23 protein-coding genes are annotated in these 25485 nt (G+C 65.5%); 10 read left to right on the top strand and 13 right to left on the bottom strand.

What is annotated here, in order from left to right:
- Positions 1–27: 27 nt before the first annotated feature.
- Together HGO92_RS01475 and HGO92_RS01470 are read left to right on the top strand one after the other, a co-directional pair.
- The gene (locus tag HGO92_RS01475) at positions 28–1782 is read left to right on the top strand and encodes an LPXTG cell wall anchor domain-containing protein (RefSeq protein ID WP_169991210.1); all 1755 of its coding nucleotides are present in this window, start codon (positions 28–30) and stop codon (positions 1780–1782) included.
- A gap of 145 nt (positions 1783–1927) precedes the next feature.
- Entirely contained in the window at positions 1928–2911 is a 984-nt protein-coding gene (locus HGO92_RS01470; RefSeq protein WP_169991208.1) for a bile acid:sodium symporter family protein, read from the top strand.
- Positions 2912–2935: 24 nt separating this feature from the next.
- Here HGO92_RS01470 and HGO92_RS01465 read toward each other — a convergent pair whose 3' ends face one another.
- Positions 2936–4027 (bottom strand): Gfo/Idh/MocA family protein, encoded by a 1092-nt coding sequence (locus tag HGO92_RS01465; RefSeq protein ID WP_169991206.1) that lies wholly within the window; start codon positions 4025–4027, stop codon positions 2936–2938.
- A 129-nt stretch (positions 4028–4156) separates the two neighbouring features.
- Between HGO92_RS01465 and HGO92_RS01460 the strand changes: the two genes are divergently transcribed.
- From HGO92_RS01460 to HGO92_RS01445, 4 genes are all read left to right on the top strand, one after another.
- Complete coding sequence (locus tag HGO92_RS01460; protein WP_169991204.1) at positions 4157–5290, top strand: efflux RND transporter periplasmic adaptor subunit; 1134 nt, start codon at positions 4157–4159, stop codon at positions 5288–5290.
- Positions 5287–6027, top strand: a complete 741-nt coding sequence (locus tag HGO92_RS01455; protein WP_169991202.1) for an ABC transporter ATP-binding protein — start codon at positions 5287–5289, stop codon at positions 6025–6027. Before HGO92_RS01460 ends, HGO92_RS01455 begins: the two co-directional genes overlap by 4 nt.
- Positions 6024–7217 carry an ABC transporter permease gene (locus HGO92_RS01450; protein ID WP_169991200.1) on the top strand — a complete coding sequence of 398 codons (1194 nt, stop codon included), beginning with the start codon at positions 6024–6026 and terminating at the stop codon, positions 7215–7217. Before HGO92_RS01455 ends, HGO92_RS01450 begins: the two co-directional genes overlap by 4 nt.
- A gap of 171 nt (positions 7218–7388) precedes the next feature.
- Positions 7389–7901: a hypothetical protein gene (locus tag HGO92_RS01445; RefSeq protein WP_169991198.1), complete on the top strand. Its 513-nt coding sequence runs from the start codon at positions 7389–7391 to the stop codon at positions 7899–7901.
- 108 nt (positions 7902–8009) lie between these two features.
- Here the strand turns inward: HGO92_RS01445 and HGO92_RS01440 are convergent, their stop codons facing one another.
- From HGO92_RS01440 to HGO92_RS01405, 8 genes are all read right to left on the bottom strand, one after another.
- Entirely contained in the window at positions 8010–8894 is an 885-nt protein-coding gene (locus HGO92_RS01440; protein WP_169991196.1) for a carbohydrate ABC transporter permease, read from the bottom strand.
- Positions 8894–9799 carry an ABC transporter permease subunit gene (locus HGO92_RS01435; protein ID WP_169991194.1) on the bottom strand — a complete coding sequence of 302 codons (906 nt, stop codon included), beginning with the start codon at positions 9797–9799 and terminating at the stop codon, positions 8894–8896. Before HGO92_RS01435 ends, HGO92_RS01440 begins: the two co-directional genes overlap by 1 nt.
- Before the next feature lie 91 nt (positions 9800–9890).
- Positions 9891–11171, bottom strand: a complete 1281-nt coding sequence (locus HGO92_RS01430; protein ID WP_169991192.1) for an ABC transporter substrate-binding protein — start codon at positions 11169–11171, stop codon at positions 9891–9893.
- A 146-nt stretch (positions 11172–11317) separates the two neighbouring features.
- Positions 11318–12511, bottom strand: coding sequence for an ROK family transcriptional regulator (locus tag HGO92_RS01425; protein WP_169991190.1), 1194 nt, complete (start codon positions 12509–12511; stop codon positions 11318–11320).
- Between the two features lie 65 nt (positions 12512–12576).
- Positions 12577–13095 carry a gamma carbonic anhydrase family protein gene (locus tag HGO92_RS01420; RefSeq protein ID WP_169991189.1) on the bottom strand — a complete coding sequence of 173 codons (519 nt, stop codon included), beginning with the start codon at positions 13093–13095 and terminating at the stop codon, positions 12577–12579.
- Between the two features lie 57 nt (positions 13096–13152).
- On the bottom strand, positions 13153–13764 hold the full coding sequence (locus tag HGO92_RS01415) for a class I SAM-dependent methyltransferase (protein WP_169991187.1): 612 nt from the start codon (positions 13762–13764) through the stop codon (positions 13153–13155).
- Positions 13765–13860: 96 nt separating this feature from the next.
- Complete coding sequence (gene purU / locus HGO92_RS01410) at positions 13861–14730, bottom strand: formyltetrahydrofolate deformylase (protein ID WP_346768811.1); 870 nt, start codon at positions 14728–14730, stop codon at positions 13861–13863.
- 74 nt (positions 14731–14804) lie between these two features.
- Complete coding sequence (locus tag HGO92_RS01405; protein WP_169991185.1) at positions 14805–15926, bottom strand: FAD-dependent oxidoreductase; 1122 nt, start codon at positions 15924–15926, stop codon at positions 14805–14807.
- 354 nt (positions 15927–16280) lie between these two features.
- Here HGO92_RS01405 and glyA point away from each other — a divergent pair, with 354 nt between their 5' ends.
- Together glyA and HGO92_RS01395 are read left to right on the top strand one after the other, a co-directional pair.
- Positions 16281–17564, top strand: a complete 1284-nt coding sequence (gene glyA / locus HGO92_RS01400) for a serine hydroxymethyltransferase (RefSeq protein WP_169991183.1) — start codon at positions 16281–16283, stop codon at positions 17562–17564.
- 52 nt (positions 17565–17616) lie between these two features.
- Positions 17617–18516 carry a bifunctional methylenetetrahydrofolate dehydrogenase/methenyltetrahydrofolate cyclohydrolase gene (locus tag HGO92_RS01395; protein ID WP_169991181.1) on the top strand — a complete coding sequence of 300 codons (900 nt, stop codon included), beginning with the start codon at positions 17617–17619 and terminating at the stop codon, positions 18514–18516.
- A 430-nt stretch (positions 18517–18946) separates the two neighbouring features.
- Here the strand turns inward: HGO92_RS01395 and HGO92_RS01390 are convergent, their stop codons facing one another.
- Positions 18947–20359 carry an MFS transporter gene (locus HGO92_RS01390; protein WP_169991179.1) on the bottom strand — a complete coding sequence of 471 codons (1413 nt, stop codon included), beginning with the start codon at positions 20357–20359 and terminating at the stop codon, positions 18947–18949.
- 169 nt (positions 20360–20528) lie between these two features.
- Here HGO92_RS01390 and HGO92_RS01385 point away from each other — a divergent pair, with 169 nt between their 5' ends.
- On the top strand, positions 20529–21440 hold the full coding sequence (locus tag HGO92_RS01385) for a LysR substrate-binding domain-containing protein (RefSeq protein ID WP_169991177.1): 912 nt from the start codon (positions 20529–20531) through the stop codon (positions 21438–21440).
- A gap of 7 nt (positions 21441–21447) precedes the next feature.
- On the opposite strand, the gene HGO92_RS01380 is transcribed toward HGO92_RS01385, so the two are convergent.
- The 3 genes from HGO92_RS01380 to HGO92_RS01370 are packed head-to-tail and all read right to left on the bottom strand — an operon-like array spanning position 21448 to position 24388.
- Positions 21448–22785, bottom strand: coding sequence for an NAD(P)/FAD-dependent oxidoreductase (locus HGO92_RS01380; RefSeq protein WP_169991175.1), 1338 nt, complete (start codon positions 22783–22785; stop codon positions 21448–21450).
- Positions 22786–22814: 29 nt separating this feature from the next.
- A complete protein-coding gene (locus HGO92_RS01375; RefSeq protein ID WP_169991173.1) occupies positions 22815–23141 on the bottom strand; it encodes a 2Fe-2S iron-sulfur cluster-binding protein in 327 nt (108 codons plus the stop codon).
- Between the two features lie 47 nt (positions 23142–23188).
- Positions 23189–24388, bottom strand: a complete 1200-nt coding sequence (locus HGO92_RS01370) for a cytochrome P450 (RefSeq protein WP_169991171.1) — start codon at positions 24386–24388, stop codon at positions 23189–23191.
- A gap of 136 nt (positions 24389–24524) precedes the next feature.
- Here HGO92_RS01370 and HGO92_RS01365 point away from each other — a divergent pair, with 136 nt between their 5' ends.
- Positions 24525–25448, top strand: coding sequence for a LysR substrate-binding domain-containing protein (locus HGO92_RS01365; protein WP_240974327.1), 924 nt, complete (start codon positions 24525–24527; stop codon positions 25446–25448).
- The last annotated feature ends 37 nt before the right edge of the window (positions 25449–25485 follow it).

Genomic DNA, 25485 nt, shown 5'->3' with positions numbered 1-25485 from the left:
GCAACAGATTCAATCAGGAGAAGAACCATGCGTAGAACAATGCGGACGGCGCTGTGCAGCGTCGTCTTTAGCGGAGGACTTATGGTCCTCGGTACCGCGGCTGCTTCAGCCGCGGAATCTGAACCACCGGAGACTGCGGTTGCTCCGGACAGCACAGTGGCAGTTGAAGCGGACCTGGATGTGATCACCGACGATGTCGGGCTCGATGCCGTAGCGGACGTGGACGCACATGTCCTCGGTCTTGAGGCAGACGCGGATCTTGACGCCGAACTGCTTGGAGCTGAGGCGGTGATCGATGTTGTGGCCGACGTTGATCTAGGCGGCGACGCGGTTGAGTACGCCGCTCCCGTAGAGGTAGGGCCTGCCAACTCGACCGATTCTGCCGCTGCCGCTGTCGTTGCGGATGCGGAAGTCGAGGTCAGTGAGGCAGCGCCGGACTACACCAATGCAGCCGAACTTGAGGCCGTCGAACCTGAGTCAACCGTGGTTGTGGATGCTGACGTTGCCGTCGGGATAGCAGAACAGGATTACGGGGTTGCCGAGGAACCTCAGGCGACGAAAGCGGAGGTGGAAGCGGTTGCGGATATAGAAGCAGAAGCGACGGTAGGCACCGAGGAAGGCGCTCTGGCCGAAGAAAAAGACGAAACCCCGGCAGTAGAGACCGATGCAGACACCGCTGCGGATGTGGTGGTCGAGGACGTTGCTGCTGCCGACGTTGATGCCGCCGCGGATGTAAATGTGGCGCTTGACGAAGACAACCTGGTCGACGTTGCCGCTGACGTTTGCCTTGATGCTGATGTTGCGTTGCTGGGTGACGGACTCTCGGCGGACGGGTTGCCGTGCCGCACTGCGGAGAGCAGCACCGGTGGTAACGGTGACGGCTTCATTGACGCCGATGCGGACCTGCTTGCGGACGCAACGGTGGTGATCGGTGAAATGATCGGTACCGATGATTTCAATAACGTCGAGACTGATGTTGCCGGAGACCTTGTTGCCGAGGTGGAGACGGTTGTAAACGCTGGCGACGGCGTTAGCGTACTGGCCGATATTTGTCTGGATGCCGCGCTGGTCCTTGGAGGCTTTGCGACAGGTGACAATGACTGCCTGACTGGAACAGCGGGCAATGGAACCGGCGGTGCTGAGGATACCGACGGAACACCAGGATCGGACCCCGCTGATGAGGGTGCAACAGATCCCGACTCGGACGGTGAAGGTACTCCAGGGTCAGACGTCACCGGCGGCGATGCAACTGACGAAGATGCAACCGGAGGAGACAGCAACGACGGAGACGGTGTAGCTGGAACGCAGGGTTCCGGCAATACCGGGATTCCGGGTGGCGACACCTCCACCGGGACTGATGCCGGAACCGATGCAACTGAGGCGAACACGGATTCGCCTGCAGGAATCGTGGGAGACCGAGGGGTCCTCGCCGGCGGTGAAGGAACTCCCGGAATGGAAGGAACTCTGGATTCTGCCTTCGTTGCTGCTAATGGTAGCGAGGCAGCCACAGGGACACAGGGTGAGGCCGCGGCCAACGGCGTTGAAGTGTCGGCAGCCGCTAACCGGATCGCAAGCAGCGACATGACCGGAACCAACAGCGGAACGCTGGCGGCCGGCGTCGTTGTTGGTAGTTCGGATACCGGCACGCCAGGTGCCGGTGCTGAAACCCTGGCGGAGACAGGAGCAGCTACGACGCACCTGCTGTTCGGCGGGATGGCGATGATTCTGCTCGGCGGCCTGCTGGCCATCAGGCGGAAGGAAGTTGCACCGATGAGGAGCTAACGGAGGGACAAGCAGCGGTGCGGCCTCTTCACAGGGATCTTGGCGGGAGCCAAACGCCGGAAGAGGCCGCATCACACGCGTCCGTATATTGATACAAGTCTCCACATAATGGACGTTTCGAATGGAGCATTTATAAGCTTGCGCAATGACTTCGCCAGTTGAACCACCGCGGACAGCAACCGCTAGCATCGATACCAGCCGGGAAGACAGGGCCGCGACAATAGCGGTCACGCTGTTCCCGATCCTGATTCTGGCCGGCGGTGTTGTAGCTTTCTTGTTCCCCTCGGCCTTCACCGGCTGGGGAGTACTGGTCACACCGGCACTGGGCATCATCATGTTCGGCATGGGGCTTACCCTGACGCCGCCGGACTTCGCGCTGATCGCCAAGCGTCCGATTCCTGTGGTGCTCGGGGTGATTGCGCAGTTCGTCATCATGCCGCTGCTGGGCCTGCTGATCAGCATGGCGCTTGGTTTGCCGCCGGCTCTGGCGGCCGGTGTGATCCTGGTGGGCTGCTGCCCCGGCGGGACCGCCTCCAACGTGGTGTCCTATCTGGCCAAGGGCGATGTCGCCTTGTCGGTGGCGATGACTTCGGTGTCAACGTTGCTGGCGCCGCTGCTGACGCCGGTCCTGACCTTGTGGCTGGCCAACCAGTACATGCCGGTTGATGCCGCCTCCATGGCCGGATCGATCGTGCAGATTGTACTGATCCCGGTGGTGCTGGGCCTGGTGGCACGCTTCTTCCTGCCCGGGCTTGTGGCCAAGGCGCTGCCGCTGCTGCCCTGGGTCTCGGTCCTGGCCATTACCTATGTGGTGATCGCCGTCGTTTCCGGCAGTGCGGCCGCCATTGCCGCGGCAGGGCTGCTGGTGTTCATCGCGGTGGTGCTGCACAACGGGCTCGGCTACGCGCTCGGTTACGGCGCCGCACGGCTGGTCAAGCTGCCGATTTCCTCGCGCCGCACCACGGCCATTGAGGTGGGCATGCAGAATTCGGGTCTTGCTGCCGGCCTGGCCGCCCAGCACCTCACGCCTGAATCCGCGCTGCCTGCCGCCCTCTTCTCCGTGTGGCACAACGTCTCCGGTGCGCTCATTGCGGCGTTCTGGCGCCGGCAGGATGCAGCCAAGTCCTGACCAAGGACGCAGCTTGGCGGCGGGTCAGTCCGCTACCGGCACGGCCCGGTCGTTGACATAGCTGACGCCGAGCTGGGCGCGGACGCCGTCGAAGAGGCGCATGGTGTTCAACGTGTCGTCCAGCGGCATGGTCGGATTCTCCAGCATGCCCTGCTGGATGCAGCGTGTGACATCGCGCAACTCGTAGACGTAGTTCTGGCCCACCGGCTCGAAGGTCTCGATCCGCGGCGTTCCGTTGTGCTCCCGGATGATCAGCTCGGTTGGATTGTGCAGCGGGCTGTTGGTGCGAAGCCAGCCGTTGCTGCCGCAGACGGTGGCGGTCCGCGGCGAGGACGCCAGGAGCGAGGAAGTCAGTTGCGCCTGGGCACCCGAACTATAGGTGAGGGTCAGCGCGTTCTGGGCGTCCACGCCGTCGTCGTTAATATGGCCGACGGCGGAAATGGTCTGCGGGAATCCCAGCGTGCCGAGCGCCCAGGTGAGCGGGTAGACGGTCAGATCCAGCAAGGCCCCTCCGCCGGCAGCGGGGTTCCACAGCCGGGCGGCCGCCTCATAAGGGGCGGGAAAGCCGATGTCCGCCTGCAGCCACTGGATCACACCAAGCTCCCCGGAATGCAGGATCTCCCAGGCCCGGTGGACAATCGGCAGGAACCGCGTCCACACTGCCTCCATCAGGAACAGCGAATTGCTCCGGGCAAGTTCGGCCAGTTCCAGGGCCTCGCGCGCGTTGATGGTCAGGGATTTTTCGCACAGCACGTTCTTGCCGGCTTCCAGCGCGCTCCGGGCAATTTCGTAATGCTGGCCGTGCGGGGTCGCCACGTAGACAATATCGACGTCGGGGTCCGCGAAGAGCTGCTCGTAGCCTTTGCCGCCGTCGTTATCGAAATAGGCGGTGGAAAAGCCGAACTGGTCCCGGAAAGCCAGCGCGTTATCCGCCACCCGCGAGCTCACCGCCTGCAGCACAGCGTCCTCGAGCAGGGCGAGGTCACCGCTGACCTTGGCGGCAACTTTGCCCGTCGAAACCACGCCCCAGCGCAACGGCCGGCCGGTCGCGGCTAACGGGCTGGGTGCCCCGGGGGCGGCGCAGGGCGGCGTGATGATTCGCGGGGACGTTGTCATGAATCCATCATTGCCGCTGCAAATGATAACGTCCATCAAGCGGGGCAAGTCTCAACGTTTCACCTCTCGGTGGTGCCGCGCTGTTCGGGTGTCCGGTGAGTGGCACCTTCATCGAAATGGGGGATAGGCATGGGCACTGTGCGCCGCTACGTTTTTCCGATTGTCTGGATGGCCATTTTTGCCGTCATCGCCATGGCACTTTTCAAGCTGGCCTTCGTCGATGGCATGCGTGCGGAGGCCTCCGGCCAGCAGCCCGTCGCGCAGCTGGTCACGCCGAGCATCCCGGCCGCCCGCGGCACGGTGACCAACGTCGTCCAGGTGCAGGGGGCCGTTGCCAACGATCCGTCCGTTGTGGTCCGCAGTACTGCCGAAGGCACCGTGAACTTTGTCCATGTGGCAGTGGGTGCTGACGTCGCCAAGGGCGATCCGCTCTTCCAGGTGCAGAAGCTCGTGGAGCCGGAGTCGGCGCAGGCAACTGAACTCTTTGCTGGTCGGACGGCCGACGACGGCGGGACCTCCGACATAGGCGGGTCCAACGAGACTGCCGGAAATGCCGAGCTTGAGCAGGTACGGCAGGCTGCTACGCCCGCTCCTGTCTATACCTACACCGACGTGGTGGCCACGGCAGCGGGCAAAGTCACCGATCTGGCGGTGCTCGTGGACCAGCAGGTTAGCGTCGGCACCGACGCCGTGACGCTTTCGCCCGGCACCTTTTCCGTCTCCGGCTCCCTGACCTCGGACCAGCAGTTCCGGCTGCTGGACCGCCCGAGTACCGCGATGGTTACGGTCACCGGTGGTCCCGCGCCGTTCGAGTGCCAGGCCGTCACGGTAGGCGAAGCGTCCTCCTCGGATCCGGCCCCGCAGGCGCCGCAGGATCCAGCGGCAATGGGGCCGTTCGGGCCTGCAGCCCCTGAGACGTCCACCGGTACGGTCAGCTGTGCAGTACCCGAGGATGTCACCGTTTTCGCCGGTCTGGGAGCCAGCATCGATATCAGCGCCGGTACCGCCGAAGACGTGATCACGGTGCCCACCACCGCGGTCAAGGGCGCGGTGGACTCCGGCGTCGTTTGGGTTTTGGAGAACGACGGCGGTGCGGAGCCCGTTGAGCGCGAAGTGAGCCTCGGTCTCAACGACGGCCAGCAAGTGGAAATCATCGAAGGACTGGACGAGGACGAGCTGGTGCTGCAGTTCGTCCCGGGTGCTCCCGCCGATGAACTGATGGGGCCGGGCATGGAGGACTTCGGGATGGTGATGGGCGGATGACGGCCCCCGCCACTTCGCGGACGCCGGCGGCGCAGCATCCGGAACCGCCGCTGGTTGCGCTGGAGCGCGTGGAGCGCACGGTGCTCATTCCCGACCACGAACCGCTGCGCATCCTGCAGGGCGTGGACCTGGAAATCCGGATCGGCGACCACTTGTCCATTGTGGGCCGGTCCGGTTCGGGCAAGTCCACTCTGCTGAATATCCTGGGCCTGCTGGACGTTCCTACCGGCGGCACAATGTCCTTCGGCGGCGTGCCGGTCCGGTCCATGAGTGAAAAGCGCCGCGCCCTGACGCGCGGCGCCCGGGTGGGATTCATCTTCCAGCAGTTCAACCTGCTGCCCGGCCGCACCGCGCTGGAGAACGTCATGACGCCGCTGCTCTACGCCCGGGGCAAGCAGTTTTGGCAGCGTGAGCGGCTGGCCACAGAGATGCTCGGGTTGGTGGGGCTGGGCGACCGGCTGCGGGAGAAACCCCACAAGCTCTCCGGCGGCGAGCAGCAGCGCATCGCCATCGCGCGGGCGTTGGTACGCTCGCCCCAGCTGATCCTGGCGGACGAGCCGACCGGCGCACTGGACATCGAAACGGGACAGTCCGTCATGAAGCTGCTGGACGACGTGGCGCGGGAGTCCGGGGCCGCTCTGGTCACCATCACGCACGACCCGAACGTCGCCGCGCTGGCACATCGGCATTACCGCCTGCACAATGGTGTGCTCGTTGATGGGGAGTTGGCAGCATGACCGGCTTGATCGCAGCCCTTGTCGAAGCCTGGTCCGAGTTGCGGATCCATAAGACGAGGGTCCTGCTGGCACTGATCGGGGTGGCATTGTCGGTGGCGGCCCTGACCACCGTGGTCGGACTGGGCAACATGTCCCGGGAAGCCATGGTGCAGACGCAGGAGCAGCAGGGCGGCCGCGCGGCCACCGTGACCGCTGAAGTTTTCCCGGCCAGCGGCGAAATAGACGTACCGCAGGTGCGGGAAGCTCTCGAGGGGCTGGTGGAGCGCTACGGCGTCGAGCATTCGAGCCTGCGCTACCAGACGTCGGTTCCGTTCCAGTTCCCCGACGGCGTTTCGACGGCGGAAACCATGGTGGTGGACCGCGGCTACGGCACGATGCGCAGGGTGGATCTGTCCCTCGGGCACTGGTTCACACCCACTGATGAACAGCGGCTGGCACCTGCCGTCATCGTCAACGAGGCCTTCCACCAGCGGCTGGGGCTTCCCGATCTGCAGCAGAACCCGGCGGTGCAGATCGTCCGGGAGCGGTCGATCGCGGCCACCGTCGCCGGCGTGGTCCCCAACCAGTGGCCCGAGGCGCCGCCACAGGCAATGATGCTCGCGGGGCACTACGACGCCTGGGCGCTGGGCGGCGAGGCACTGATGCCCCCGGCGATGGAGATGTGGGTTCCGGAGGAGATCGCGGAACCGCTCGCCGCCGCCATGAGCAGCGATCTCGGGGCCCAGTTCGGGCCCGGTTCGGCGCAGGTATACAGATCCGACTACGCAGCCTTCGGCGACCCGTTCGAGAGCATTCAACTCGCAGTAGGCGGAATTGCGGGTTTGGTGCTGCTGCTCGGCGCCGTCGGGCTGCTCAACATCTCCATGGTGACGGTCCGCTACCGGGTGCGCGAAGTCGGTATCCGGCGCAGTTTCGGTGCGACGGGTGGCCGGATTTTCTTCGGCGTGATGCTCGAATCCGTCGTTGCGACGTTCGTGGCCGGGGTCGTCGGTGTGATGCTGGCGGTGGCCGTTGTCAAGAGCCCGTGGGTGCAGGACGTGATTGCCGCCGGGGTGAGCGAGCTGCCGCCCTTTCCGCTGGAGGCTGCCTTGATCGGCCTGGGGGCGGCGACCGTGGTGGGTGCTCTGGCCGGTCTAATCCCGGCCGTGGTGGCGGTCCGGGTCAAGGTCATCGACGCCATCCGGTACTGACAATACCGGCCGGCGTATTCCTGTCCTGACACAGGCCGGGGCCGCCGCCGGCTGGCACGCATTGCCGCTGACCTGCGGTTCCGGTGCTGCGCCCCTGTTACTGCTCCTCCATGAGTGGTACAAAGTAAGTAGGCTGATATTCCCGTTCAGCAGGAAAGAGGCGCTATACCCATGGATACATCCCAGATTGTATGGATCGTTGTTGCAGTTGTAGTTCTTCTGATCATCATCGGTTTGATTGTCTTCTTCGCGAAGAAGCGCAACAAGGCCAAGATGCATGAACGGCAGGAAGCGGACCGGGCGAAAGCCGCCGAAGTCCGCCAATCGGCCCAGGCTACTGCACTGGGCGCCCGTGAACGCGAAGCGGAGGCACACCGCGTCCAGGTCGATGCCGAGCAGGCGGACATCGAGGCCGAGCGTGCGCGGATAGAAGCGGACCGGATGCGGAGTCAGGCCGATGAGCGCAAGGCCGATGCCCAGGGCATCCGCGATGAATCGCAGGAGCAGCTGCGCAAGGCTGACGAAATGGACCCGGACGTCAATACCGACGACAAACGCAAGGGTGGGCGCGGAAACGACCGGGTCGCCGGTGACCGCGACGAAAACCGCGGCCCCGACCAGAACCGCGACGACGAAGGCCGCCACGTTGCCCGCGACGCGGACGGAGACCAGCGCCGCCCGTAATGGCTCCGTCCTGAGTCCACCGCGTGAGGAACTGCTCAGCGGCCGGCATCTGGCAGGAACACATGTTCCGCAAAGATGCCGGCCGCTGCTTTGTGTCCGTGGACGGGACTAACCCTTGACGGAGCCGCTCATCAGACCGCCCACAAAGTACTTGCCGAGGATGATGTAGACGATCAGGGTGGGCAACGATGCGATGAGCGCACCTGCCATGGACGCCGCGTAATCGGTCAACTGGCCGCCGGCGAGGAAGCTCAGGGCAATGGTGACCGGGCCGTTACTGCCTGAGGAGAAGAAGGCGGCGAACAGATAATCGTTCCAAGCTGACGTGAACTGCCAGATCAAGACAACAACGAAGCCCGGCGCGGAGACCGGCAGGATGACCGAGGCGTAGGTCCGTAGCAGCCCCGCACCGTCCATCCTGGCCGCTTCGATCAGTTCGCTGGGAACCGACTCGTAGTAGTTGCGGAAGATCAGGGTGCAGATGGGCAGGCCGTAAACGATGTGCAGGACCAGCAGGGAGGGGATCCCGTTGGGGATGTTGAGCCCCTGCATCAGTTGGGTCAGCGGGATCATGACCGCCTGGTACGGGATGAACATGCCGAACAGGATGAGCGTGAAGACCACGTTGGCGTAGGGGAACCGCCAGCGCGAGAGGACAAAGCCGTTCATCGAGCCCAGCATCGCGGAGATGATGGACGCCGGAATGACCAAAGCGAAGGTGCGCCCCAGCGCAGGCGCTAGCGTTTCCCAGGCCTTGGCCCAGCCGGCGGTTTCCCACGTTGTCGGCAGCAACCAGGCCGTTGAAGGATCCGCGTCGGCGGGTCCCTTGAAGCTGGTAATGAACAGCACATAGGCCGGAATCAGCACGATGACGACGAAGACCAACAGCAACACGTACTTGAGCGTGCGGTTGATTTTCTGCCGGCCGCTGCTGCGGGCGGGCGCGCGCGGGGTCGAGACTTCGACCGGGGGCGGTACCGTGGAGGTCGCCATCAGCGCTTCTCCTGTCGCGAGGTGTAGACGAGGTAGGGGACAACCACCAGGGCCACCAGGATGAGCATGATGGTGCCGATGGCGGCGGAATCGGCGTAGTCGCTGCCGATGTACTTAACCCACATCATGGTGGCGGGTACCTGGATGTCGTAGGTGTTGGCGTCCGGGACGATGGCCCGGATCAGGTCGAAGAGCTTCAGCGACATGTGGCCGATGATGATGACGGCGGAGAGCATGACCGGGTTCAGCTGCGGGAAAATGACATGGCGGTAAAGCTTCCATTCGCTGCAGCCGTCGATCCGGGCGGCCTCGCGCAACTCGTCCGGAATGCCGCGGAAACCAGCCAGGAACAGCGCCATGACGTAGCCCGAGAGCTGCCAGATCGCGGGTACGGCGATGGCAGCCACACCCCAGTTGGGGTCCGACCACCAGCTGTTCTGCAGGAAACCCAGCCCAATGCTCTCCAGCAGGCGGTTAAGGCCGGTGGTGCGCTCGCCTCCGGGCTGGTCCGTCTGCAGGCTGGAGAGCAGCCAGCGCCAGACCACGCCGGAGGCGATGAAGGATACGGCCATCGGAAACAGGTAGACGGAGCGGAAGAAGCCTTCGCCGAAGTCGGGGCGCTCGAGAATCCAGGCCCAGAGAAAACCGAAGATCAGCGTCCCGGCCAGGAAGACAACCGTCAGCAGCAGTAGGTTGCGCAGCGAGTGCTGGAAATCGGCGTCTCCGAACAGGCGGAAGTAATTGTCCAGACCGACGAAGTCCGCGCGGGGCAGGGACGTGTGCTGGTTGGTCATGGAAATTTGGACGTTCTGGGCGATCAGTCCGTAGACGAAGATGCCCAGCAGAAGGATGGTGGGGGATATCAAGGCCAGCGCCGGCCCCCAGGTCCTGATTTTCGTGAACACGAACCCTATCTCTCCTCGCGCAGCAGCGGAACGAACGCGGTGGGCGGGTGCTTTAGGGCTGAGCCGCACCCGCCCACCGGTTTGTCCGAGACTACTGCGCGAACTTTTCTGCTATCGAAGCAGCAGATTCCTGCAGTGCGGCAACATCCTGGGGCCCGCCGAACTTGCTCACGGCGGTGCTCAGTTCGTTCAGCCACGCCACCGGCACCGCTGCGCCGTGGGCGAGCGAGGAGACGATGGTGTCCGAGGAGAAGTCCTCGATGGCGCTCTTCTGGTACTCGCCGAATTCATCGCTCGGCACGTCCGTGCGGGCGGGGATGGATCCCTTCGCCGCATTGAACGCCTGCTGGCCTTCGACACTGGAAATGGTGGTCAGCCATGCCTTGGAGCCGGCCGGATTCGGTGCGCCCTTTGGCAGTGTGAACGAATCGGCCAGGAAGTCGAAGACGCCGTCGGTTCCCGGTGTCGGGAAGTAGACGTAGTCCGTACCCGGCTTCAGCCCGTCCTGCGCGAACTTGGCTTCGGCCCAGTCACCCATGACGTTATAGGCGGCAGCCCCGTCTTCGACCAGCTGCGTGGCCGGGCCCCAGTCACTGAGGGTGTCGCGGTCCGAGTTGGTGTAGCTGAGCGCCTTCTTGTAGTTCTCGATCGCCTCGGTCACCTCTGGGCTCTTCCAATCCGTGGTGCCGTCCCAGAGGCCGCTGTAGCCTTCGGGACCGAGGGTCGCCAGCAGGATGTTCTCGAACAGCTGCACCTGGGTCCAGGTGCCGGCGACGGCCAGCGGAGTGGTGCCGCTTTCCTTAATCTTGTCCATGTCCGCGAACCAGGCGTCGAGATCGGCGGGCGGATTGTTCGGATCGAGGCCGGCTTCCTCAAGGACTTCCACATTGGCCCACACCACGTTGGCCCGGTGGATGTTGGACGGAACCGAGTAGATCTTGCCGTCCACGGTCAGCCGGTCCAGCAGATCCTGCGGGAAAGCTTCGTTGAGCTGGGCTTCCTCGTAGAAGGAGCTCAGATCCTCGAGCTGGTCCGCATTGATGTAGTCCTGCAGCTCGGCTCCGGCGTGGGCCTGGAACGAGTCCGGCGGATTGCCGGACTTGAGGTTGGCCGCCAGAACGCTCTTGGCTTGGCTGCCCGCGCCGCCCGCAACGGCCAGGTTGTCGAAGGTCAGATCCGGGTACTGTTCGTCGAAGATGTCCACGAGCGCATCCAGGCCTACTTTCTCCGAGCCGTCCGCCCACCAGGTAAAGACCCCAACCGAGCCGGTAGCTTCTGTCGGGTTCGCTTCTTCGACCGAGCTTCCTCCGCCGCATGCGGACAGGAGCAAGCCTGCTGCCGCAACGCTGGCGAGCAAAGATACGCGTCGCATAACGCCTCCATTACTGAGCAGTCATTGACTACTTTGTCGTCTGCTTGAAGATGCACACGGGTTCGTGGCTTGCCTTGAAGTTAACTCCGTCACACACGTTGCCGTCAAGAGTTGAACGCAAAACTTCTGCGTAGCATGCTGGGTTCTTACAGCGAGGGCAGCTCGGCCTGCTGCAGGACCAGCGTGGCAGCGCCGAGGGCCTCTGCCCGGTTGCTCAGCCCGGACATGGCCAGCTCGGTGGATTCGCCCACGGCGGGTACGGCGTGGCGAAGCAGCCCCCGGCGCACGGGGTCGAGCAGGATGGCGTCCAGTCCCGTCAGGGAGCCGCCGAGGACAATGACTTCCGGGTTGACTAGATTGCACACGTTCGCCAGCGCCCGGCCAACAGCTAGTCCTGCGTCGTCAATAACCCGCAGTGCCGCCGGATCGCCGTCGAGGGCGATCCGGACGATGTCTTCGGTGCTGACCGGCTCGGACCTGCCGCGGCTCAGCAGGTCGATCATGGTGGAGGTCGAGGCCACCGTTTCAAGGCAGCCGCGGTTTCCGCAGCGGCAGATGAGACCGTGGTCGGCGACGGTGGCGTGGCCGATTTCGCCGGTCACGCCGATGTTGCCGTAGAACGGTGCGCCGTTGAGGATCAGTCCCGCGCCGATGCCGGATCCCAGTTTCAGGAAAACCAGGTTCTGCACGTTCTGGTAGGGGCCCCAGCTGACCTGAGCCAACGCACCCAGATTGGCGTCGTTGTCGATGAAGACCGGAATGCCGAACGCCTGGCGGAGCCGGCCCAGCAAGTCGATGCCCACCCACTCGGGCAGGATCGCTCCGTGGATGACCCTGCCGGTGCGGTGGTCAATCGGGCCAGGGATGCCGGCGCCCAGACCGAGGAGCGACCCTGCGTCCACTCCGGTTTCCGCCAGCAGCCGCCGGACCAGCTGTGCGGCGGCCTCGATGCCTTCCTCCGCCTGGTGGCCGAGGGGCAGTTCGACGCCGTCCTCGGCCAGCACCCGGTGGTCCAGACTGACCAGCACCACGTTGACATGACGCCGGCCGAAATCCACTCCGACCGCTACCGCACCGCGGCCGTTCAGCGTGACGGAGAGCGCCCGGCGGCCGGAGCTGGTGGTCGGCGAGGTCAGGATCAGGCCGTCGTCGACCATTGCCTTGACGATGTTGGACACGGTGGCCGTGGAAAGACCGGTCTGCCGGGCCAGCTCGGCCTGGGTCAGCCGGCCGCTGGTCATGAGCGCGCGGATGATCCGTTGGCTGTTGCGCCTGCGCAATGCACTCTGGGAGCCGGGCCGCTGGTGGGTACCCGTCGCGGTGGCTGGTTCGGCTGGCATACCTAACAGGGTGCTCCCGCCGCCCCTTGTAGTCAAGAAGTTAACGCAGGACGACTGCCCGGAAATTATGCATTGGCGTCCCGGTGCAGCTTGGCGAGCTCGACGTAGTGCGCCGCGTTGTCGAGGACCGACTGGTATTCCTCGTCGCTGAGTTCGCGACGGACCTTTGCGGGAACTCCGGCCACCAAGGACCGGGGCGGGATCTGCGTGCCCTCCAGCACCAAGGCTCCCGCGGCAACCAGTGAGCCTGCACCGACCACTGCACCGTTCATGATGGTCGCGCTCATGCCGATCAGGCAGTTGTCCTCCACTGTGCAGCCGTGGACCACGGCCGTGTGCCCGATGCTGACGCCGGCACCCACGGTGCACGGGAAGCCCTCGTCAGCGTGAAGCACCACGTTGTCCTGCAGGTTGCTGCCTGCACCCACCCGGATCGGGGCGGTATCGCCGCGGACCGAGACGCCGTAGAAGGCGCTGGAATCGGCAGCCAGTTCAACATCGCCGCTCAAGGTGGCGGTGGGAGCGACAAAGGCGGACGGGTCGGTGGCCGGGGTTTTGCCGGCGAGTGTGATGATGTGGGCCATGGCAACCAGCCTACCCAAGCCGCGGTGGCGGCGCGGGGTGCGCACCGCCGTCGTAAATCAGGGTTTATAGATGATGAAGTACTGGTAGTGCCCGGGATCCTGCCGGTGTTCCCATGTCGCGAAGTCCCGGATGGTGCCGTGCGGTTCGAACAGGCTCAGGATTGTTTCGTCGGAGCGGCGGCTGAAGAAGCGCTGCGGTTCCTGATCGTCCGCGGCGTTGATGCCCTCGCTGTCGGAGCCGGACCAGAGGCCCACGGCCAAGGGAGAGCCGGGTTTGAGGACCCGCATGATTTCGGTCAGGACCCCGTAGAGATCGGTGTTGGCCACGTGCAGCAGCGTGCTCATGGTCCAGCCGGCGTCGAAGGTTTCGTCGGCGAAAGGCAGTTCGCGGGCAGAGGCGACCGAGGCTTCGAGCTGTTTGTGCCGGGCCAGCCGGACGCTCGTTTCGGAGAGGTCCACGCCGGTGTAACGGATGCCGGCGGCCTTGAACGCCAGGCCGTCCACGCCGGTGCCGCAGCCGATCTCCAGCAGGTCATGCCGGCGGGTTGCCTTGAGGTGCTCGATGAACTCGCTGCGCTTGGCTACCCGCTGTGGATCCGGCTCGCGGGCATCGCAGGCCTCGGCCTGCCGGTCATAGTAGGTTGTCAGGTCCCTCTCGTAGTTGCCCATGCTCCGACCCTACGTGGGGTCGGCAGCCAGGAGAAGGGCAGGTGAAGGGCCAGGGCAGGCGGAGGCCCGGGAGGTGGGCAGCCCGGAGTCTCGAGGTCAGTTGAAGACGACGGTCCGGTGCCCGTCCAGCAGGACACGGTGCTCGGCATGCCACTGGACGGCGGTGGCGAGGGTGCGGGCTTCCACGTCGCGGCCCATGGCCACGAACTGCTCGGCCGACTTCGCGTGGTCCACGCGGATGACTTCCTGCTCGATGATCGGGCCCTCGTCCAGGTCCGGCGTGACGTAGTGCGCCGTGGCGCCGATCAGTTTGACGCCGCGGTCGTGCGCCTGGTGGTAGGGCCTGGCGCCCTTGAAGGACGGCAGGAAGGAGTGGTGGATGTTGATCGCCTTGCCCTGCAGGTCCGTGCAGAGTTCATTGCTCAGGATCTGCATGTAGCGGGCGAGCACCACGAGCTCGATGTCGCATTCGGCCATCAGGTCGCGCAGCGCTTGTTCGGCTTCGGCTTTGGTGTCCGGCGTGACCGGAATATGGCGGAATTCGATGCCGTAGAACTCCGCCATGTCAGCCAGGTCCGTGTGGTTGGAGACGATGACCGGGACGTCGATGGGCAGCGTGCCCGAGCGCTGCTGGAACAACAGCGAGTTGAGGCAGTGCGCGGACTTGGAAGCCATCAGCAGGGTGCGCAGCTTGGCGCCCTGCGGGTTCAGGCTCCACTGCATGGTGAAGGTTTCGGCCACGGGCTGCAGCGCCCGGTGCAGGTCTGTGTAGGACGTGCCGGTGGTGACGGCAACGCGCATGAAGAACCGGCCGGAATTCGGGTTCCCGTACTGCTGCGAATCGACGATATTGCAGCCGGCTTCCACCAGCGCTCCGGTCACGGCGTACACAATGCCGGGGCGGTCCTCGCAGGAGAGCGTCAGGTTGTAGGTGGAATCGGTGCTGGGCAGGGAAGCTTCACTCACAGCTCCAAGGTTACCGGTGCGGGCAGCAAGACCGACGACGGCGTCAGCCGCTACCCGCCTCAGCCGCTACTGCGTCAGCCCGCCACCGCCGCCAGTGCGCGCGCTCTTTGGTCCGGTACCCCGGCAGTCTTCAGCTGGCGCACCGCGGCCATCGCCGCCGCCCGGCCGGCCCGGGTGGCGCCGACTGTCGAGGCGGAGGAGCCGTACCCCACGAGGAACAGCCGCGGTTCCTTGACCACGGAGACGGCGTCCGGGCCCATGCGGATGCCGCCGCCGGGCTCGCGCAGCTGCAGCGGGGCCAGATGGTCCAGCGAGGCGCGGAAGCCGGTTGCCCACAGGATGGCATCCACTTGCTCGGCCGATCCGTCCGCAAACACCACACCGTCCCCGGTGATCCGGGCAAGCCGCCCGCGGGAGACCAGGACGCCGGCGTCGATACCGGCCTTATAGGTCTCGTTCAGCGGCAGGCCCGTCACGCCGACCACGCTCACCGGCGGCAGCCCGGCGCGCGTGCGTTCGTTGACCTTACGTTCAACCTCGATGCCCCAGCTGGCATCGAAGGGCTCGGTAATGAAGTCCGGCTCCCGCCGGGTGGACCAGACGGTCTGTGCACCGGCGGCGTCGAGCTGGAGCAGGAACTGCAGGGCCGACGTCCCGCCGCCGACCACCAGCACGCGCTTGCCGCGGAAGTCCTCGGCGGAGCGGAAGTCATGGGTGTGCAGCTGCCGGCCGCGGAATGTCTCGCGCCCGGGGTAGTAGGGCCAGTACGGCCGGTCCCAGGTGCCGGTACCGCTGATCACCGTGCGCGCCAGCCACTCGCGGCCCGAGGCACTGGTGACCCGCAGCAGCTGCCCGGCGCCGTCGTCGTTGTTGGTAATGGATTCAACGCGTTCGGGACGGTGGACGGGAAGGTTGAACTTCTGCTCGTAGGCACCGTAGTAACGGCTAACGACGGCGGAGGCCGGCTCTGCGGGGTCCGGAACCCCGAGCGGGAGGCCGGGGAGATCGTGCAGCCCGTGCGCTGCGTCGAAGGTCAGGGAGGGCCAGCGGTGCCGCCACGCGCCGCCGGGGCCTTCGTTCGCGTCCAGGACTATGTAGTCCTGCTGCGGAACCAGGCCGCGCCGCTGCAAGTGGTAGGCGGCGCTGAGGCCGGCCTGGCCGGCGCCGATAATCACTGCGTCCAGAACCTTGTCCATGCCGCTCCTGTCCAAGTTGGTTGATACGTCAACTTCTGTAGGCTCCAACGGCCCCGGGCGCGCAGGTATTCCGCCGTCGTACTTTTCACTGCCTGCATTACGCACAGTAGACTTGCTTTTCGTCGCGACTGGCGTCAGGTGGACCACCATCAGGAAGCGGCGGCAGGGCCAATCGACCACGGGTTGACTGGAGCTGCACAGTGCAGACCACGGATCGCACGCCTGGGCCGAGGGTCAAGTTTCAACCGGATGTGCCTGAGGGCGTAATTTCCGCAGGCCGGACACACAATGCGTGAGTCTGCCCGCAACCGGTAGCCTGACCTGTAGCAAATCCCTTACCTCCAGGAGAACCCCGTGACGTCTTCCACCCCGTCAGTCACCGACCAGCCTCTGGCCGAAGTCGATCCCGAAATCGCCGCCGTTCTCGATGCCGAGCTCGGGCGCCAGCGCGACACGCTGGAAATGATTGCCTCCGAAAACTTCGCCCCGCGCTCCGTGCTGGAGGTGCAGGGATCCGTCCTGACCAACAAATACGCCGAGGGCTACCCGGGCCGCCGTTACTACGGCGGCTGCGAGCACGTGGATGTGGCCGAGAACCTGGCCATCGAACGCGTCAAGAAGCTGTTCGGCGCCGAGTTCGCCAACGTCCAGCCGCACGCTGGCGCGCAGGCCAACGCCGCCGCGCTCGCCGCCCTGATCAACCCGGGCGACAAGATCATGGGTCTGTCCCTGGCCCATGGCGGTCACCTCACCCACGGCATGAAGCTGAACTTCTCCGGCAAGCTCTACAAGGTCGCCGCGTACGAGGTGGACCCGCAGACCTTCCGCGTGGACATGGACAAGGTCCGCGAGCAGGCACTGGCCGAGCGTCCGAACGTCATCATCGCCGGCTGGTCCGCCTACCCGCGGCAGCTGGACTTCGAGGCCTTCCGCTCCATCGCGGACGAGGTCGGCGCCTACTTCTGGACCGACATGGCGCATTTCGCCGGCCTGGTGGCGGCCGGCCTGCACCCGAACCCGGTGCCGCATTCCGACGTCGTAACCTCCACCGTGCACAAGACCCTGGCCGGACCGCGCTCGGGTGTCATCCTGGGCAAGCAGGATTTCGCCAAGAAGATCAACTCCAATGTCTTCCCGGGCCAGCAGGGCGGACCGCTGATGCACGTCATCGCAGCCAAGGCCGTGGCGTTCAAGATCGCCGGCAGCCAGGAGTTCAAGGACCGCCAGGCGCGCGTGCTTGAGGGTGCCCGCATCCTGGCCGAACGGCTGACCGCCGCCGATGTCACCGAGGCCGGCGTCTCCGTGCTGACGGGCGGCACCGACGTGCACCTGGTCCTGGTGGACCTGCGCAACTCCGAGCTGGACGGCCAGCAGGCCGAAGACCTGCTCCATTCAGTCGGCATCACCGTGAACCGCAACGCCGTGCCGTTCGACCCGCGCCCGCCGATGGTCACCTCCGGCCTGCGCATCGGCACGCCGGCGCTGGCCACGCGCGGTTTCGGCTCTACCGAATTCACCGAGGTTGCGGATATCATCGCCACAGCGCTGAAGGGCGGCGCCGACGTCGAGGCGCTGCGCACGCGCGTGACCAAGCTGGCCCAGCAGTTCCCGCTGTACCCCGGCCACGAGCAGTGGTAACGCCGGCTCCGGCCGGTTCCCGCAGTCCACACGTATTCCGAACAGGAGCCCGATGAATTCTGAAGCCACCCAGACCGCGCAGAAGCTGGACGGAACGGCCACGGCCAAACGCATTAAGGAAGAGCTCGCCGAGCGGGTCGCCGCACTGAAGACCCGCGGGATCGTTCCCGGCCTCGGCACCGTGCTGGTGGGGGAGGACCCCGGCAGCAAGTGGTACGTCGGTGGCAAACACAAGGACTGCGCCGAGGTGGGCATCAATTCCATCCGCCGCGACCTGCCGGACACCATCTCGCAGGAGGAACTGGAATCGGTCCTCGATGAGCTGAACAACGATCCGGCCTGCACTGGCTACATCGTCCAGCTGCCGCTGCCCAAGCACATCGACACCAACGCCATCCTGGAGAAGATGGATCCTGCCAAGGACGCCGACGGTCTGCACCCGATGAACCTGGGCCGGCTGGTGCTCAACGTCAACGCGCCGTTGGATTCGCCGCTGCCGTGCACCCCGCACGGCTGCGTGGAACTGCTGCTGCGCCACGACATTAAGCTGGCCGGCAAGCGGGTGCTGGTGGTGGGCCGCGGTGTGACCGTGGGCCGGCCGCTGGGACTGCTGCTGACCCGCAAGACCATCAACGCCACTGTTGTGCTGGCCCATACCGGCACCGTGGACCTGGCCGACGAGCTGCGCCGCGCGGATGTGGTGATTGCCGCCGCCGGCATGCCGCACATGGTCAAGGCCGAAGATCTCAAGCCCGGTGCCATCGTGCTCGACGTTGGCGTTAGCCGCGTTGAGGATGAGGAGACCGGCAAGGCGAAGGTCACCGGCGACGTGGAGCCCGCGGCCCAGTCCGTGGCCAGCTGGCTCTCGCCGAACCCGGGTGGGGTGGGTCCGATGACCCGCGCCATGCTGCTGGCCAACGTAGTGGAAGCCGCCGAGCGCCAGGCACGCTGACCACAGTTCCGCTGCGTTTCGGGATTCTGCTCTGCTTTCGCGGCAGCAGCAGAATCCCGTTTCGCAGTTAAACCACGTATTCAAGCGGGCGTACTCCCGGTGGAGTAGGCCCGCTACAACGCCGGGTGGAAGCGCAGCGCCCCGTCGCGCAGGTACGCTCGGATCATGAACCCGGGCTTCCGCGGGCCGCCCGCTGCACCATGTGGCGCAATCGCAGGCAGGAGAGTGTCCTCGGGGCCGAAGACGTCTGCGCGAGCGGTATGCCCGCGGGGAGATCGATGAGACGGGGTTCCGCCAGCGGCTGGAGGTCCTTCGCGCGCAGCCGCAACGCTGACCGGCTCCGGTCTGGCCCGGCCCCGGCGCCGTGCAAACGAAGGGGCCCCGGACATAGAACCCGGGGCCCCTTCGGGCAGTTCTGCGCAGGAGCGCTTTAGACCGTGGCCTTCGTGACGTCGACGGCGACGTCATCGGTGGAGGCGCCGCGGCGCTTATCGAAGATGGTGGCTCCGACTTCCTGCTCGGCCTGGTTCTTAATGCTCAGGTCGATCCCCGGGCGGTCCCGCAGGACCAACACGGCGCCCATGGCCACGAAGGTCGCGACCAGCAGGTAGACAGAAATAGCCGTGGAGGAACCGGTTGCCTGTACCAGTGCCTGGGCAATGGTAGGCGCGAACGCTCCGCCGAGGATGGCGCCAAGGGCGTAGGAGATCGAGACGCCGGAGAATCGCACGGAGGCCGGGAAGATCTCGCTGTACCAGGCCGCCTGCGGCCCGTAGCTCAGTCCCAGCCCTACCGAGAACAGTCCCAGCGCCAGGTAGAGGCCCCAAAGCTCGCCGGTGTTGATCAGCCAGAACAGCGGGAAGACGGTGATTGCCTGCGCGGTGAAGCCGATCAGGTAGGTCTTCTTGCGGCCGATCTTGTCGGCGAGAATGCCGGCCAGCAGGGTAAAGACAAACCACATGGCGGCACCGAACGTGATGGCCAGTAGGACCGGGGTACGGTCCAGCCCGACCGAACCGTTCGGATCGGTGGCGTAGCTGGGGATGAACCCGCCGGTTGCCATGTAGCCCGCAGCGTTGTTGCCGGCGAAGACCAGCGCGGCCAGGATGACCAGCAGCCAGTGCTTCTTGAAGAGCTCGACGGCGGGAACTGAGCGCTGCTCTTTCTTCTCCGCGATTTCCTGGAAGACCGGGCTTTCCTCCACGGTCCGGCGGACAATGTAGCCGACCACAATGAGCACGAAGCTCAGCAGGAACGGTACGCGCCAGCCCCATTCGACGAATGCTGCGCCGGGGGAGATGACACCGGTCATCAAGGCGGTGACGCCCGAGGCCAGCAGCATGCCCAGGGGAACACCCAACTGCGGGAAGGAGCCTGCGCGGCCGCGGCGGTCCCGCGGAGCATGCTCGACGGCCATCAGGACGGCTCCGCCCCATTCTCCACCGGCGGAGATGCCCTGGACGATGCGCAGCAGGAGCAGCATGATGGGCGCCAGCACGCCGGCGGTGGCATAGGTGGGCAGGAAGCCGATCAGCGTGGTGGACGCGCCCATCAGGATCAGCGTGAGCACCAGCATGGCGCGACGGCCGATCTTGTCGCCGTAGTGGCCGGCCAGGAAGGCGCCCAGCGGCCGGAAGAGGAAGCTGATGCCGACGGAAGCGAAGGCAAGCAGCAGGCCAATCGAGTCGCCGGCCGGCTTGAAGAAGAGGTCGGCGAACACCAGACCGGCGGCCGTGGCATAAATGAAGAAGTCGTACCACTCGATGGTGGTGCCGATGATGGTGGCAAAGGCCACCCGGCGCTGGTTCGAAGCCTCGGAGCGGGGCTGCGCGAGAGTGCTCATAGATATTCCTTGATCGGGCGGCTACTGCAACGTGGCCGGCGCGGGGTTCGATTAAATTCCTGAACGGTTGAGATTGGAACTAATCCGCCTTTGTTACCAGTATCACGGGAAAACATCCTGCGGTAAACTTCAGAGAACAGAACAACTTCCTTGATTGGACTGAAGAACTGTGGCCAACTTCACGCTCCGCCAGCTGGAGCTTTTCGCTGCCCTGCCCGATTTCCCCACCATGAGTGCGGCCGCCGCCAGCCTGCGCATCTCGGAGTCCGCTCTCTCCCAGGCGATCACAGCCCTGGAGAAAGTGGCCGGGGAGCAGTTGTGCGTGCGGCGCAAGGCGCGCGGACTCCAGCTGACCCCTGCGGGGCAGTTCTTTGCCCAGCGGGCCCGCCGGCTTGTCCGCGAGGCCAATGACCTGGTCAACGACTTGGCCGGAGAAGCAGGCACGCTCAAGGGCCCGGTGAAGCTCGGCTGTTTCAGCAGCCTGGCCCACAACATGCTGCCCGGCATCCTCGAAGCCCTGCCCGCGGCGCATCCGGAGCTGAAGGTAGATGTCACCGTGGGCACGCACACCGAACTGCTGCCCGCGCTGGACGCAGGACTCCTGGACATGGCCATTGTCTACGACATGCAGCTGCCCGCGGGTTACAACCAGCGGACCATCTACCGGACGGAACTCGAAGCGGTCCTGCCGCCGGACCACAAGCTGGCCGCACAGGAGACGGTGGATCTGGCGCAGCTGGCAGGGGAGCCCCTGATCATGTACGACTCCAGCCCCAGCACTGCCAACACCCACCACGTCTTCGCCGAACGCGGCCTGCGTCCCAACGTTGTCTCGTCAATGCCCCAGATGGTCCTCGTCCAGGCCATGGTCGGCCGCGGACTTGGGTACGCCCTGCTGATGTCCAGGCCGAACTCGCCGGGGCTGACCGTCGAAGGCCGTCCGGTGGCCATTCGGCCGCTGTCTCCGCCGGCCACCCGGACCACGGTCTGCGCCATCTGGCCCGAAGACATGTCCCTGAGCCCGCGGGCCGAAGCCGTGGTGGACCTGGCAGCGCGGATTCTGGACGGCGGCAAGGACTGAGAACCGGCTACACGCCTGCCGCGGCGGCCTTGGAATAGGCCTTGAAATCGAAGTCCAGGTCCGCGGCCTGTTCCGGGGTGAGAGTGCGTTCCTGGGCGAGGAGCCTACGGGCGGCCATGTGGTCCGCGGGCTGGTTCACGGATTCCACGGCCACCAGCCGGCCGCTGCGGAAGCAGAACACGGAGAACTTGCCGCCGTCCGGGTTCCCGCGCAGGACGGTTTCGTCGTCGGGGTGGGCGATGCCGGCGATCTGCAGCCGCAGGTCGCCCTGGGTGGACCAGAACCAGGGCAACTCGGTGTAATCACGGCCGCCGTCGTGGGTGTCGAGGATGGACTTGGCGGTGTGCCGGGCCTGGTCGGTGGCGTTCTGCACGGATTCGAGCCGGGTGCGCGCCTCGGCATGGTGGCTGGGGTAGTTGGCGCAGTCGCCCAGGGCGTAGATGTCCTCATCGTCGGTGCGCATGGCGCTGTCCACCGTGATGCCGTTGGAGACCGAGAGGCCGGCCTGCTCGGCGAGTTCGGTGCGGGGGATGACGCCGATACCCACCAGCACCATGTCCGCGGGGTACGTTTCGCCGGTAGTGCTGACCGCGGCGGCCACGTGCCCACGCTCGCTTGCCTGCCCGTCGTTGCCCTGCCCGCTGCCGTCCCCGATGAAGGAGGCGATGCCTTCGCCCAGGCGCAGGTTCACGCCCAAGTTCCGGTGGGCCTGGGCGAACCAGTTGCCCATCACGGGGCTCAGCGCGCGGGCCATCGGCCGGTCCGCGTATTCGAGCACCGTGACGTCGAGTCCGCGTTTGCGCGCGGCGGCGGCGAACTCGAGCCCGATGAAACCGGCCCCGATGACGACGACGGAGCGCACTGTGTCCAGGCGTGCGTGGACGGCTTCGGCATCGGCCAGGGTCCGTAGCCCGTAGATCCCCTCCAGACCGCTGCCCGGCACGTTGAGTTCACGGTTGGCGGCGCCGGTGGCCAGGACCAGCGTGGTGTAGCCGATGCTGGATCCGTCGGACAACGACACGGTATGTCCGGCGCGGTCGATGGAGGTGACCCGCACGCCCAGGCGGGAGTCGACGTCGTTATCGGTGAAGAACTTTTCCGCGCGCAGCGGCAGCGGTTTCGGTTCCTTGTCCGCGGCCATGAAGTCCTTGGACAGCGGCGGGCGCTGGTACGGGAAGTGCGTTTCCTCGCCGATGACCGTGATGGCCCCGGTGTAGCCTTCCTTGCGCAGCGAGTCGACCAGCTGGATGCCGGCCTGCCCGTTGCCGACGATGACGATGTTCTGCGGGTTCTGAGGGTGCTCGGGATTCTGCGCGTTGCTCGAGGTGCTGGGTACGGCGGTCATGGTGGCCCTTCTCTGCGGTGGCGGAATTCCTAGATCTGGCTGGCGGGGACGTCGACCTCGATCTCGTCGAGCCCTTCGCCCGCCTTGATCTGGCAGCCCAGCCGGCTGCGGTCCTCATCGCGCGGGTCCGCGGTGCATTCGAGCATTTCCTCCTCGTCCTCGCTGATTTCCGGGAGGCCGTCGAGGTACTCGGGGCGGACGTAGACGTGGCAGGTGGCGCACATCGCCTGGCCGCCGCATTCGCCGACAATCCCGGCAACGCCGTTGGTCACCGCCGCGCGCATCAGGGACGTGCCCGGATCGACGTCGAGCACGTCTACATTGCCGTCATTGTGGTGGAAGCTGACTTTAGCCATGGGAAGTTCCTTCTCGAAAAGTATGGTTTGGTCTGATGATATGCCGGTTACTTCGCGTCCCAGCGGACCGGCAGGGCAGTCATGCCGCGGAACACCCAGCCGGCATCGACGGCGGGCCGTTCCGGGTCCAGGCGCAGATTGGGCAGTTCGGCGAAGAGCTGCGGCAGCGCGATCCCCGACACGGAGGCCTTGGCCACCCACGCGCCGGCGCAATAGTGGTTGCCGCCGCCGAAGGCCAGATGCGGCTTCTTCGGACGGTTGATGTTGAAGCTCTCCGGATCCTCGAAGACCTCCGGGTCGCGGTTGGCAGCCCCAACAACGACGCCGAGGCGGGCGCCCTTGGGCAGCTGCACGCCTTCCAGGACGGTGTCGCGGGTGGTTTCGCGCGGGTACATGCCGATGGGCGCGACCCAGCGGACGGACTCCTCGAACACGGTGGGATAGAGTGCGGGGTCTGCGAGCACCTGGGCCAGCTGGTCCGGATGGGAGAGCAAGGCCCAGACTGCCACGCCGAGCACGTCGCGCGGTTCGTTCAGGCCGCCGCCGATGGTCATCTTCATGTTGGCCCGGATGGCCTCCAACGGGATCGGCATGCTGGTCATGCCGGAGAGCAGACTGGAATCCGGGTTCTTGCGCAGGTACGGCAGGATTTCGTCGATCGCGTCGTCGACCTCGTTGTAGGACTTTTCCGAGGCGGCCCAGACGTCGGGGTTATCGGCGTAGTTGCCGGTGCCGTTGATCATCGTCTGAGACCAGCGCTGCATGTCTTCCTGCGTGGCGTTGTGGAAGCCCATGACCAGGCGCAGGTTTTCCGCGGCGTACGGAGCGGCGTATTCCCAGATCAGGTCCGCGCCGGGGCCGGCGGACTTGAGCCGGGCCAGGTACGTCTCGTGGTTGGCCTGGAAGATCGCGTTCCAGTGCTCCTTGATCGCCTTCGGCCGCAGCACCGAGCCATAGGACTTGCGGTCGACGTCGTGCTCCGGATCATCCTTGCGGAGCATCGAGTGGCCCATGGCGCGCTTCATCAGCGAATTGGTCTCGTCCGCGGAGAAGATTTCCTGGTTATTCTCGACGGTGTGGCAGGCCTGGTAGCTGGTGACCATGTAGCGGTTCACAGCCGGGACCCAATGGACCGGCGCCTCGGAACGCATCTTCCGGTAGATGGGGAAGGGGTTGCGGTAGAGGTCCTCGATGGTCACCCAGTCCGCGGTGGGCACCGGTCGGGCTGCAATGGCTTCGGCGGTCATCGTCCACTCCTTGTTGCTGCCGGTCGGACCGGCACGGTAGGTGAGCTGTCTTTTATTCGAGTGTGGCAGGGGCCATATCCCCGGGTAAAGTTCATAAATAGTTGCTTTATCCGCAGAAAAGCGGGGGATGGGAGGAATGGTGGCGCGCTACACGCTGAGGCAGCTCTCCTACTTTGCCGCCGTGGCGGAAGCAGGAACCATTTCCGCGGCCGCGGCTAAGCTGCACGTGTCCCAGACCGCCGTTGCGGCAGCGGTGACCGAGCTGGAAAGAATCTTCAAGACGCAGCTAACGGTCCGGCGCAAGGCCCACGGGGTTTCGCTGACGCCGGTCGGCACATACCTCTACGCGCAGGCCGCCGAACTCCTGCGCTCGGCCGAGGAGCTGGAGCTCAACGCCAGCAGCGGCGGACGGGAGCTGGCCGGGCCGCTGGTGATCGGCTGCTATGCCACCGTGGCGCCGACCGTTCTGCCGGTGCTGATCGAGGGCTTCACCGTGAACCATCCGAAGGTGCAGCTGGACTTCGTCGAAGGCCCGCAGGACCGGATCCAGGAGCGGCTCTTCGCCGGTGAACTGGATCTGGCCATCGTGTACGACATGGACCTGCGTCCCGGGCTGGGCTCGGTCCGGCTTTACGATGTGCGGGGCTATGTGCTGCTGCCGCAATCCCACCGGTTGGCGGAACGGCCGGAGGTTTCGCTGCAGGAGCTGGCCGAGGACCCGATGATCCTGCTGGATGCCCCGCCGAGCAGCCACCACACCATGACGCTGTTCGAGCAGACCGGCGTCAGCCCCGTCATCCGCTACCGCACCACGGACTTCGAGCTCACGCGTTCGCTGGTGGGCCGCGGCGTCGGGTATTCGGTGCTGGTGCAGCGGCCGGCGATCGATTCGTCCTACGAGGGGCTGCCGGTGGTGCCCAAGCCGATCGTGCCGGCGGTGAAGCCGGTGGGGGTGAAGATGGTCTGGCCCGAAGCGATCCGGCTGACGGACCGTGCAGAGGCCATGGTCACCTTCGCCGCGAGCGCCGCCCGGAATGCCCGTAATCCGCCGCCGGCCTGACCCGGCTCGGTATGGCTCAATCTGGCTCGTCGCGGTT

Origin of the sequence: Crystallibacter degradans (genome assembly GCF_012952295.1) — a bacterium.
In the GTDB taxonomy this organism is placed as follows: domain Bacteria; phylum Actinomycetota; class Actinomycetes; order Actinomycetales; family Micrococcaceae; genus Crystallibacter; species Crystallibacter degradans.
The sequence above is the reverse complement of the archived record's forward strand: the minus strand, read 5'-3'. Positions and strand labels throughout refer to the sequence as shown.